At 72.6% G+C, this 12,171-nt stretch carries 5 protein-coding genes; 4 read left to right on the top strand and 1 reads right to left on the bottom strand.

Annotation, left to right across the window (positions count from 1 at the left end; translation table 11 throughout):
• Positions 1 to 453 precede the first annotated feature (453 nt).
• The 3 genes from AB0I77_RS34450 (at position 454) to AB0I77_RS34460 (ending at position 3,081) form a co-directional block, all read left to right on the top strand.
• Complete coding sequence (locus AB0I77_RS34450) at positions 454 to 1,293, top strand: TauD/TfdA family dioxygenase (protein WP_363286698.1); 840 nt, start codon at positions 454 to 456, stop codon at positions 1,291 to 1,293.
• Positions 1,290 to 1,946, top strand: a complete 657-nt coding sequence (locus tag AB0I77_RS34455; protein WP_363286699.1) for a hypothetical protein — start codon at positions 1,290 to 1,292, stop codon at positions 1,944 to 1,946. The genes AB0I77_RS34450 and AB0I77_RS34455 overlap by 4 nt, the downstream gene beginning before the upstream one ends.
• A 172-nt stretch (positions 1,947 to 2,118) precedes the next feature.
• A complete protein-coding gene (locus AB0I77_RS34460) occupies positions 2,119 to 3,081 on the top strand; it encodes a LysR family transcriptional regulator (RefSeq protein ID WP_363286700.1) in 963 nt (320 codons plus the stop codon).
• A gap of 25 nt (positions 3,082 to 3,106) precedes the next feature.
• On the opposite strand, the gene AB0I77_RS34465 is transcribed toward AB0I77_RS34460, so the two are convergent.
• Positions 3,107 to 3,952: a methyltransferase domain-containing protein gene (locus AB0I77_RS34465; protein WP_363286701.1), complete on the bottom strand. Its 846-nt coding sequence runs from the start codon at positions 3,950 to 3,952 to the stop codon at positions 3,107 to 3,109.
• A gap of 381 nt (positions 3,953 to 4,333) precedes the next feature.
• Here AB0I77_RS34465 and AB0I77_RS34470 point away from each other — a divergent pair, with 381 nt between their 5' ends.
• Positions 4,334 to 12,157 carry a type I polyketide synthase gene (locus AB0I77_RS34470; protein ID WP_363286702.1) on the top strand — a complete coding sequence of 2,608 codons (7,824 nt, stop codon included), beginning with the start codon at positions 4,334 to 4,336 and terminating at the stop codon, positions 12,155 to 12,157.
• Positions 12,158 to 12,171 lie beyond the last annotated feature (14 nt).

Below are 12,171 nucleotides of genomic sequence, written 5' to 3' on the forward strand. Positions count from 1 at the left end.
GTGGGGGCCACCGGGAAGCGGCCACTGCACACACCGAGGCCGCTCCACCGTCCGCCCGCAGGTTCCGCTGGTTGCGGAACCGGTGCTGCGCGGCCGTGCGGCAACCGTCACCGAGAGTCCCCTCAGGCGGCGCTCCGTGGGAGGGCGTGGCGCCCATCGGACCAAGGAACCGTGAGAGGGCGCGGCTTCGGTGCGTTCGTGCTGGGCCAGCCTGTCAGGTCGCCCCACCTCCCTCAAGAGGACCAATGTCCCATCCATGCATCCCTGAAATCCGGCGGCGTCCGCGATGTAATGTCCTTGGCTCGCAACTGGCCGAGGGGCCGAACTCCGCCTCGTGCACCGCATACGCGCACGTCTTGCGCACTGCCTCACCGGCCTGCGGTCACGGTGCTCATGGACCGGTCCCCCGCCGTAGCGACGACAGCGACACCGGCGGCAAGGAGAGCCCCGCGGATGCTCATGTACAAACCCCTGAACGCTTCGTTCGGCGCCGAGGTATTCGGCGTCGCACTCGACACCGCGGAGGCCGAGGCACACGCGGAGGAACTCGTCCAGGCCCTGCACCGGCACCGGCTGCTGCTCTTCTCCGGCCAACGGCTCACCGTCGAGGCCCAGTTACGGGTCACCTCGCTCTTCGGCCGGCCGACGCTCCCCTGGAACCCCACGCACGGGCATTCCGACAGTCCCTACGCCGAGGTTTTCGAGTCGACGCTGCCCCGCGCTCACAAGGAGCCCGCCGAGCACTGGCACAGCGACGCCTCATTCCTGCCGGAACCCACCGACGCCACGCTGCTGTACGGGGTGGTGGCGCCCGCGGAGGGTGGCCGCACCCAGTTCAACGACGCCCTCGGCCCTCTCGCGGAACTGCCGCGGACGCTCAGGGAGCGGGTCGCCGGACTGCGCGCCGTGCACGACTTCGGACGGAACTTCCCGCTGCGGCAGGCCTCGTCGCGGGTGTCACAGGCGGAGGCGGCCACCGAGCGCGCGGCCTTCCCGCCGGTGACGCACCCGCTGGTGCGCCCGCACCCGGTCACCGGCGAACCGGCCCTGTACCTCAACGAGATGTGCCTGGACCGGATCGAGGGCCTGCCCGAGGCCGAGAGCCGGAACCTGCTCGAGGAGTTGTACGCGCACACCGTGCGGCCGCGGTGGCAGTACGCACACGCCTGGCGCCCGGGTGACCTGCTGGTCTGGGACAACCCCTCGCTTCTCCACCGCGGCGAGGGCGTTCCGGCCGGGATGCGCCGTCTGGTCCACCGGACGACCGCCCGGTACACCGGACGGGCTCTGTGATCCCGGAGTGGCGGCTGCCGGTCCGGCCTCACGGACTGCCCGGCACGCTCATCGCCTTCGACGGCGTCGACGGCAGCGGCAAGACCACCACCACCCGGACGACCCGGGCCTTTCTGCGGGCGCGCGGCCACACTGTCCGCGGCTTCAAACTGCCCTCCCGTGAGCTGAAGGCGAGCCGCTGGTTCAAGGAGTACAGCGCCGATCCCTTCGGCGCCGTGCGGACCGGCGAGGTCGACCCACTCGCCATGTGCTGCGCCGTGCTCGGGGACCGGCTGATGACCGTGCGGGCGCGCATCCTGCCCGCGCTGCGGGCGGGCCGAGTCGTCGTGGTCGACCGCTATCTCTTCACGCCGCTGGGCGAGCTGCTCATGCACGGAGTGCCGGCCGGGACACGCGCCGTGGTGGAACCACTGATCGGCTGCTTCCCCGCGCCGGACCTCTCGGTGTTCACGACCGTACCGGCGGGCGTGGCCAGCGCCCGGGTGCGCAGCCGGGCCGCCGAGCGGGACGACCCGCTGGCACTCGACGTGTACGAGCACCGGGTGGCGGCCTTCCGCCGACTGGCGCTGAGCAACAACGGCCTGCTCCTGGACACCGCGCTGGGGCAGCGCCGCACCTTCGAGGAGCTTGTACCGCACCTGCCGAAGTCCTGAGGTACGCGGTCCAGATCCGCACTGCCGGGATCCGTCCCGGGACTGCGCAGCCCGGGATCTGCTCCACGTCTCTCCCTCTCCCTCTCCCCCTCCCCCACGTCCGCCGGCCGTACTTATGGAGCCTGCCCTGATGTCCTCCCCCCGATTACCCGGATCCGATACGACACCCCGCATGCGACCGCGCCCCCAGGACAAGACCCAGAAAGATCCGCAGGTCCCGGCGGCCGGGTCGGAGACGGAACCGCTCAACCCGGGTTTGTTGCGTACCTTCCTGGAGGTCTACCGGACGGGCTCCTTCGGCCGAGCGTCCCGCCGGCTGCACATCTCCCAGCCCGCCGTGACCCATCAGATCCGGATGCTGGAAGAGCGGTTCGGGACACGGCTGTTCATCCGCCAGGCCACCGGGTCCAGGCCCACCTCGGCCGCCGACTCGCTCGCCCGGGACGCCGAAGGCCCGGTCAATGCCCTCGACTTCGTGGTACGGCGCTATTCGGCCGGCGGCGTCCCGGCCCGCCCGCTGCGGCTGGGCGCCCCGAGCGACCTGATCAGCGACCGGATCCTGCCGGTGGTGGCCGACATGCTCCGCGATCCGGTGCGCCTGCGCATCACTTCGGAGCTGTCCGACACACTGCTCACGCAGCTGGCCGAGGGCGAACTCGACATCGTCGTCGCCCGGACGCGCCCCCGCACCAAGGGCATCAGCGCGCTGCCCCTCTACGACGAGGAGTGCTGCCTGGTCGCCTCGCCCGAGGTCGCGCGCGCGATCCCGCAGGATCGGGCGCCGGGCGACACCCCTGCGCCGGACGGCCAACGGCTGGTGACCTGCTCGGAGTATCTGCCGCTGGTCGACCACTACTGGTGGTCGGTCTTCCACACCGCGGCGGCCGCGACGCCTGCGGTGGTCCCCGACCACCGGGCCGTGCTGGCCGCCGTTGAGGCCTCGGTCGGCATCGCCGTGCTGCCCACGTACCTGTGTGCCGACGGCATCGCCCGGGGCACGCTGGTGCCCCTGCTCAGACCCGAGATACCGCCGATCACGACGACGTACCTCGCCACCCGTGACGGCACCGCGACGCGTCCGCAGGTGGCCACCGCGCACAGCCGGCTCCTCAAGCACGGCCGCGGCTGGACCTGAGCGGGGACTTCTGGCAGCGGGGACTTCAGGCAGCGGGACCGGCGGGGTGGCAGGGCCGCCGGGCGACGATCAGTCCGTAGCCGATCTGCGGGAGTTCACCGAAATGTTCGATGATGTCGGCCGCCCGGTTGAGTTCCTCGCTCAGTGCGCCGTCGCTCGGTTTGTCCACCCCACGGATGAGGTCCGCCGCGATGGTGTGACTGCGGCGTACGTTCTCGCCGATGTCCAGTGTCTCCAAAACCTCGAGACCAGCCTTGCGCATATGGGCGACGTATTCGTCGACATTCCCGATCGGCGGAATCTGGAACAGCTTCCGGTTGTCCGCGACTATCTCGGCCTCACGAGCGTCAAGTTCACCCTGCTGATATGGGTTGGCCGTCACCAGAATGCCACCTGGACGTAACACGCGCGCCACTTCGGTGATAGCAGTGGCCCGGTCGGACATGTGCAGGAAACTTTCGATCGCGTACGCATTGTCGAAGTGCGCGTCAGGGAAGGGCAGGGCCATGCCGTCGGCCTGCCGGAAGGACACCTGGCCGGTCCCGACCTCCGGCCGGGCGGCGGCGATCTCCGCCTGCTGGGCGCTGATGGTGACGCCCGTGACGTGCACGCCCCAGGTGTGCGCGATCCGAGTGGCGGGCTTGCCGCTGCCACAGCCGATGTCCAGGACCTGGTCGCCCGGCGAGAGCGCGAGCCGGGTGCCGACCATGTCGGTCAGCGCGTCGGTGGCCTGCTCGACGGTGGCGTCGTCCTCGTCGTCCCGCCAGTAGCCCAGATGGATGTTTCCTCCCATCACTTCGGAGAGGAGATCGGTCGACTGGTCGTACATCGTTCCCACGTCCGCCGCGGTGGGTGCGTACTGCTCGGTCAATTCGAGACACCTCTCCAGTTCGACTGCCGGCGCGTCCACTCCACCCCCGGCCGGACAGGAAACTACAAACCGTCAAGCTCGTTTGTCAACGCGTCTTCCGCCACCCAGTACAGCCCTCCGCTTCCATTGTTCCGGCTGCTTTCCACAAGCTCATAGCCTTATTTATCGGCCCCATGTGCCAAGTTATTGGACAGCACATGAGCGCGCCAGGTCTACTGACTTCAGTGATCTCGCCGGGTTCTCCAAAAATGCAGTCGTGAGCAGCTCACGTCGCATTACCCGGTCCCTGTCGGGGGCGGCCGGAATTCAGGTCCGAGACCTTCACTTGACATTGGCCCGCCGTCGGTTGTTGGGAGTTCTATGCGTTCCGGCCAGGCGTTCGTGCCCGAAGACACTTCCGCACCCGCCGATCCGATCGCCGTCGTGGGCCTGGCCTGTCGTTTCCCCGGTGCCCCGGATCCCGCTGCCTACTGGGCCCTGATCCGCGACGGCCGCAGCGCCGTCACCGGAGTTCCGCCGGGACGCCGCGGCTCCTTCGGCACCGGTGGTCTCGGCACCGGCGGCTTTCTCGACCACGTCGACGAGTTCGACCCGGACTTCTTCGACATCTCGCCCCGCGAGGCCGCCGCCATGGACCCGCAGCAGCGGCTCGCCCTGGAGCTGTGCTGGGAGGCGTTCGAGGACGCCGGTATCGTGCCGGCCGATCCGCGGGCCCGAAGCACCGGCGTCTTCGTGGGCGCCATGTGGGACGACTACTCCACCCTTCAGCACCGTCTCGGGGCGGACACCCGGCACAGCATGACCGGCCTGCACCGCAGCATCATCGCCAACCGGGTCTCCCACGCCCTGGATCTGCGCGGGCCCAGCATGGTGCTCGACGCCGGGCAGGCGTCGTCCCTGCTCGCCGTGCACATGGCCGCCGAGAGCCTGCGCCGGGGCGAGGTGGGGCTTGCGCTGGCGGGCGGGGTGAACCTTGTGCTGGCACCGGAGAGCACCCAGCACTCCGAGAAGTTCGGCGGGCTCTCTCCGGACGGCCGGTGCCACACCTTCGACGCCCGCGCCAACGGCTATGTGCGGGGCGAGGGAGCCGGGTTCGTCGTACTCAAGCCGCTCTCCCGCGCGGTCGCCGACGGCGACCGCGTCTACTGTGTCGTGGAAGCCACCGCGGCCAACAACGACGGCGCCGGCGAAGGACTCACCGTGCCCACGGCGCGGGCCCAGGAGGAGGTGCTGCGCACCGCCTACCGGAGCGCCGGCGTCGACCCCGCCGACGTGCAGTACGTCGAACTCCACGGCACCGGCACGAAGAAGGGCGACCCGATCGAGGCCGCCGCGCTCGGCGCGGTGCTCGGAGCGGCCCGGCGGCCCGGCACCCGGCTGCTGGTGGGGTCGGTGAAGACGAACATCGGCCACCTCGAGGCGGCCGCCGGAATCGCCGGTCTCATCAAGACGGCCCTGGCCATCAGGCATCAGAAGGTCCCCCCGAGCCTCAACTTCGTGACGCCCCGCCCGGAGATAGCCTTCGACGCCTGGAATCTGCGCGTCCCGGTCTCACTGACCGGCCGGCCGGACCCGGACGGCCCGTTCATCGCGGGTGTCAGCTCCTTCGGCATGGGCGGCACCAACTGCCACGTGGTGCTCTCCGACCGCCATCTCGCACTCACCGGTGACGGCGGGGCGCACGAGGTGAGCGGCGACGACGGCGAAACGCTGCGCGAGCGGTCCGCCAAGACCCACTCGCCGCTGCCCTGGGTGGTGTCAGGGCGGTCCCAGGACGCGCTCCGTTCCCAGGCGGAGCGGCTCGCCGCACAGGTCACCGCGAACCCCGGGCTGGACACGGCAGCCGTGGGTCGCTCGCTCGCCATGCACCGCACCGCGTTCGAGGAACGCGCGGTGGTCCTGGGCGGCGACCGCGGTGACTTCCTGAGCGGCCTGGACGCGCTGGCCCGCGGGGTGCCCGCCGCGAACCTGGTGCGGGGCTCAGCACGCGGCGCGGGCGGGACGGCGTTCCTCTTCACCGGTCAGGGCAGCCAACGCCCCGGAATGGGACGTCAGCTGCACGCGGCGGTGCCCGCGTTCGCCGAGGCCCTCGACGAGATCTGCGCCTGCCTGGACACCTTCACACCCTGGGCCGTCAAGGACCTGCTCTTCGCGGAGCCCGGCAGCCCGGAGGCGGCGGCGCTGGACCGGACAGACGCCGCCCAGGCCGCACTGTTCGCGCTGGAGGTCGCGCTGGCCCGGCTGCTCCAGCGGTGCGGGGTGCACCCTGATCACCTGCTCGGCCACTCCGTCGGCGAACTGGCCGCGGCCCACGTCGCGGGGGTGCTCCCGCTGAACGACGCCTGCGCGCTGGTCGCCGCCCGTGGACGGCTGATGGAGCAGGCCGCCGAGGGCGGCGCCATGGCCGCGCTGGAGGCCGACGAGGCAGAGGTCGCCGCGGAGCTGTCGGACCGGGGCCTGGTGCGGCGGGTCTCGGTGGCGGCGGTCAACGGACCACGGGCTACCGTCGTCTCCGGTGACCTTGACGGCGTCGAGGACGTCGCCGCACGGTTCGCGGCCCGTGGGCGCAGGACCAAGCGGCTCAGGGTGAGCCACGCGTTCCACTCCCCGCACATGGACGGGGTGCTGGACGAGTTCCGCACGCTCGCCGCGGAACTGGAGTACCACGCCCCCCGGATCCCGGTCGTCTCCAATGTCACCGGACGCCCGGCCACCGCGGACGAGCTGACGTCGCCGGAGTACTGGACCCGGCACATCCGCAGCTCCGTGCGCTTCTACGACGGCGTCCGCGCGCTGCGCTCGGCCGGCGTCACCAGCTACCTGGAACTCGGTCCCGGCGGGCTGACAGCCATGACCCGCGAAAGCCTCGCCGACGGGGGTGCGCCGACCGGGGCCGCGGTCGTGCCGCTGCTGCGCGCGGGGCAGCCGGAGGACCGTACGGTCCCCGCCGCGCTGGCCGAGGCGTTCGTGCGCGGCACGCGAGTGGACTGGGAGCCACTCATCGGCTGGGCCGGCGGCGCCCGGACCGACCTGCCCAGCTACGCCTTCCAGCGGCGCTCCTTCTGGCTCACCACGACGGCCCGGCCGGACGGGGCACCGGCCGTCGACGCCACGCCCGACGGCAGCATCGACACCGCGCCGCCCCAGGAGCCTGCCGCCACGGCCACCGCCGCCACCCCGCTCGCCGCCGTACCGGAGCTGGTCCGGGCCTGTGTGGCGGCGGTCCTCGGGCATCTCTCGTCCCAGACGGTCGACAGCGGCCGGACCTTCAAGGAACTGGGCTTCGACTCGCTTACCGCGGTGGAGTTCCGCGACAAGGTCGCCGAGGCGACCGGGCTGGCGCACCTGGCCCCCACTCTGATCTACAACCACCCCACGCCCGGTGAGCTGGTGGAGTTCCTGAGGGCCGAGCTGTCGGGCGAACGTCCGGCCGCCGCAAGCCCGGTGGCGGTGACCGCGGGTTTCGACGAGCCGGTCGCCATCGTCGGCATGGGCTGCCGGTACCCGGGCGATGTGCGCTCACCCGAGGACCTGTGGCAGCTGGTCGCGGAGGGCAGGGACGCCGTCTCGGTCTTCCCGGCCGACCGGGGCTGGAGCACCGACGAGTTGCGTGATCCGGAGAACCCGGAGGTCCGATATGCCCGGGAGGGCGGATTCCTCTACGACGCGACCGCCTTCGACAACGCGTTCTTCGGGATCAGCCCGCGCGAGGCGCTCGCCATGGACCCGCAGCAGCGCCTGATGCTGGAGACCTCCTGGGAAGCACTGGAGCGGGCCGGGATCGACCCGCTGTCTCTGCGGGGCTCCCAGGTCGGGGTGTTCGCGGGGGCAATGGCTCAGGACTACGGGCCCCGGCTGGGCGAACCGGCCGAGGGCGGCCAGGGGTTCGCGCTGACCGGAAACACAGCGAGCGTCATCTCGGGCCGGGTCGCGTACGCACTCGGTCTGGAAGGCCCGGCGGTCACCGTGGACACCGCCTGTTCGGCCTCGCTCACGGCGCTGCATCTGGCGCGCCGGTCGCTCCAGAGCGGTGAGTGCGCGCTGGCGCTGGCCGGCGGCGTGACAGTGATGGCGACGCCCGGGATGTTCGTGGAGTTCGCCCAGCAGCGGGGGCTGGCGCCCGACGGCCGCTGCAAGCCCTTCGCGGCGGCGGCCGACGGCACCGGCTGGAGCGAAGGCGTGGGCATGCTGGTGCTGGAGCGGCTGTCGGACGCCCGGCGGCACGGCCACCGGGTGCTGGCGCTGGTGAGAGGCTCGGCCGTCAACCAGGACGGCGCGACCAACGGCCTGACGGCGCCGAACGGCCCGTCGCAGGAGCGGGTGATCCGGCAGGCGCTGGCCGACGCCGGGCTCGCCCCGCGGGATGTCGACGCGGTGGAGGCGCACGGCACCGGCACGAGGCTCGGCGATCCGATCGAGGCGCAGGCGCTGGTGGCGACGTACGGGCAGGACCGCGCGGACCGCGGGCCGCTCCGGCTCGGCTCGGTGAAGTCGAACATCGGACACACCCAGGCGGCCGCCGGGGTCGCCGCGGTGATCAAGACGGTGATGGCGATGCACCACGGTGTACTGCCGCGGAGCCTGCACATCGGCGAGCCGACCCCGCACGTGGACTGGAGCGCGGGCGCGGTGGCGCTGCTGCGGGAGCCGGTGCCCTGGCCGGCGGAGGGCCGGGTGCGCCGGGCGGGCGTCTCCTCGTTCGGGATCAGCGGCACCAATGTGCACGCCATCCTCGAAGAGGCCCCGGACGACCGGGCTCCCGTCGGCAGCGGGGAGCCGGAGTCCGCCGGCCCGGGCCGGCGGACCGGTGCTGCCTCGGCGGTGCTGCCGTGGACGCTGTCGGCGAAGACCTCCGAGGCCCTGCGCGCGCAGGCGGCCGGCATGCGGGCCCACCTCAACAGCCCCGAACGGGCCGACGCCACCGCCGCCGACGTCGGGTTCTCGCTGGCTACCACGCGGGCCGCGTTGGAGCACCGCGCCGTGCTGATCGGCGCCGACGAGCCGGAGCTGCGCGCCGCGCTGGACGCGCTGGTGCGGGACACCCCCTCGGACCGGGTGGTGCGAGGCACCGCGGTGGGCGGCGCCGAGACCGTGTTCGTCTTCCCCGGCCAGGGGGCCCAGTGGGCCGGGATGGCGAAGGAGCTGCTGGACACCTCCGAGGTGTTCCGGGAGCGGATCCAGGAGTGTGCGACGGCGCTCGAACCGGTCGTGGACTGGTCGCTCCTGGACGTGCTCCAGGGCGTGGCGGGCGCGCCGACGCTGGAGCGGGTCGACGTCGTGCAGCCGGTGCTGTTCGCGGTGATGGTGTCGCTCGCCCGGCTCTGGGAGTCGCACGGCGTGCGCCCCACCGCGGTGCTCGGGCACAGCCAGGGCGAGATCGCCGCGGCCTGTGTGGCGGGCGGGCTGTCGCTGGCTGACGCCGCGCGGATCGTCGCGCTGCGCAGCCGGGCGCTGACCGCGATCTCCGGCTTGGGCGGCATGGTGTCCGTGTCACTGCCGGCCGAGCGGGTGCGCCAGTTGCCGTGCTGGGACGGGCGGCTGGACCTCGCGGTGATCAACGGACCGTCGTCGGTGGTGGTCTCCGGTGAGCAGCAGGCGCTGGAGGAGCTGCTGGAGCAGTGCGCTGCCGAGGGCGTCCGGACCAAGCAGATCCCGGTGAGCTACGCGGCGCACTCCGCGCAGGTCGAGGCGATCCGCGAACAGCTGCTCGAAGCGCTGCGCGAGGTCGAGCCCCGCGCCGGCGACATCCCGTTCTACTCGACGGTGACCTCGGAACTCTTGGACACCCGTGCGTTGGACGCCGAGTACTGGTACCGCAACCTGCGGGAACCGGTCCACTTCGAGCGAACGATGGGGACAGTGCTGGCCAAGGGACACGCCCTCCTGATCGAGATGAGCCCGCACCCGGTGCTGAACATGGGGGCGCTGGACGCCATCGAGACCTTCGGCGGTTCGGGCGCGTTCGTGGGCTCGCTGCGCCGCGGGGACGGCGGCCCCGAGCGGTTCACGACCTCGCTCGCGCAGGCGTACGTCCTTGGGGCGTCGGTGGATTGGCGGACGGTGTTCGCCGGGTCCGGCGCGGCCCGCGTCGACCTGCCGACCTATGCCTTCCAGCGACGCCGGTTCTGGCCGGAGGCGCCCGTTGCCGAGCCGGAGCACGGTAGGAGCGACGGTCCGGAGCAGCGGTTTTGGGAGGCGGTGGAGCGGGGCGACGCCGCGGGGCTGGTCGCCGAGGTCGGCGGCGGCGAATCGGACGCTCTGCGCGCTCTGCTGCCTACGCTCGGTGCCTGGCGCCGACGGCAGCGCGCCTCAGACGCTGCCGCCGACCGGCGGTACCGGATCGCCTGGCAGCCCGTGTCCGAGACGCCGGCCGCGGTGCTGAACGGCCGGTGGATCGTGGTCGCCGCGGAGGAAGCCGGGCCCGGGCAGCTGCCGGTGTCGGTCGTGGACGTGCTGGGCAGGAACGGGGCGCAGGTGGTGCCGCTGACGGTGGCGCCGGGGACCGGACGGCGCGAACTGGCCAGGCTCCTGCGGTCGGTGGCCGCCGAGGGGCCGGAGCCGGCCGGTGTGCTGGTCCTGCCCGCGCCGGAGACGGAACCGGTGCTCCCCTCCGCGTCCGGGTACGGCACCCTCTTCCTGACGTTGCTTCAGGCGCTCGGCGAGTCCGGGCTCGCCGCTCGGATGTGGTGCGTGACCCGGGGCGCGGTGACGGCCGACGCCGGGGACCCGGTGACCACGCCCGCGCAGTCGCAGCTCTGGGGGCTCGGCAGGGTCGCCGCGGTGGAGCTTCCCGAGCGCTGGGGCGGTCTTGTCGATCTGCCCCCGGAGCCGGACGCACGGATCCTGGGCCGGCTGCCGGCCGCGCTGACCGCCCCGGCCGGCGAGAACCAGCTGGCGCTGCGCGCCTCGGGCACGTTCGCCTGCCGGCTGGTGCGCGCCCCGCGGCCGGAGGCCTCCGGCGGACGGCCGTGGACCCCGAGCGGCACTGTGCTCGTCACCGGCGGTACCGGAGCGCTCGGCGCGCACGCGGCACGCTGGCTGGCCAGGAACGGGGCCGCGCACCTGGTGCTGGTCAGCCGCGGCGGGCCGCGGGCGGCGGGCGCCGCCGAGCTGGAAGCCGAGCTGGCCGGGCTCGGTGTCCGGGTCACCGTCGCCGCCTGCGACGTCGCCGACCGGGAGGCACTCGCCGGGCTGCTGCGGACGCTGGACGCGGACGGCACACCGGTCGGCGCGGTGGTGCACGCGGCCGGGGCGATCGAGAGCGTCCCGCTCGACACGCTCGCCCCGGACGACCTCGCCGGGCTGCTGCGGGCGAAGGCCGACGCCGCCCAGCACCTGCACGACCTCACCCGCGACCGGGAGCTGGCGGCGTTCGTGCTGTTCTCCTCGGTGTCGGCGCTGTGGGGCAGTGCCGGCCACGCCGGGTACGCGGCGGCCAACGCCTTCCTGGACGGCCTGGCCGCGTACCGCAGGGCGCAGGGCCTGACGGCGAGCTCCGTGGTCTGGGGCCCGTGGGAAGGCGGCGGCATGACGGCGCGCGACAACCTGGGCGTGGCGGTGGCCCGGCAGGGCATCCGGCTCCTGGAGCCCGAAGAGGCGGTCGAGAATCTGCGGCACTGCCTCGCCGACGGCCCCACACCGGTCGTCGCCGACGTCGACTGGGAGAAATTCTTCCCGGGCTTCTCAGCGACGACACCGAGCCGGCTCTTCGCCGAGGTGCCCGAGGTGCGCAGGCTGCTGAGCAGCGCCCGCCCGCGCACCGAGGACGCGGCCACCGCCGCGACCACGGTGCGGGAACTGGCCGGGGCGGAGCCGGCCAGGCGCCGGGAGACGGTCTCCGCGCTCGTCCGCGCCCAGGTGGCGGCCGTCCTGGGCCACGCCGACGACAGCCAGATCGGCGACCGTGCTCCGTTCAAGGAACTCGGCGTCGACTCGGTGATCGCGGTCGAGCTGCGCAACCGCCTCCGGGACCGCACCGGGCTGAGCCTGCCGGTGACCGTGGTCTTCGACCATCCGTCGCTGACAAAGCTGACGGACTTCCTGCTGGACCTGGCCTTCCCCCAGGACGCCGGCGAGCGGGCGAAGGCCGCGGACCCGGCCGGCGCACGGGAGCGGGAGCAGGCCCGGAAAACGCACGACGCGGAACAGCAGATCAACGACATGCCCGTCGACGACCTGGTGCGACTCATGCTCGGCGAGGAATAGCCACGGCGGAGCAG

Source organism: Streptomyces sp. NPDC050619 (assembly GCF_040654815.1).
In the GTDB taxonomy this organism is placed as follows: domain Bacteria; phylum Actinomycetota; class Actinomycetes; order Streptomycetales; family Streptomycetaceae; genus Streptomyces.

What these genes read in the sequence shown, in the direction of transcription:
- AB0I77_RS34460 (WP_363286700.1), top strand. Translation starts at nt 2,119, where the DNA reads ATGCGACCGCGCCCCCAGGACAAGACCCAGAAAGATCCGCAGGTCCCG.
- AB0I77_RS34450 (WP_363286698.1), top strand. Translation starts at nt 454, where the DNA reads ATGCTCATGTACAAACCCCTGAACGCTTCGTTCGGCGCCGAGGTATTC.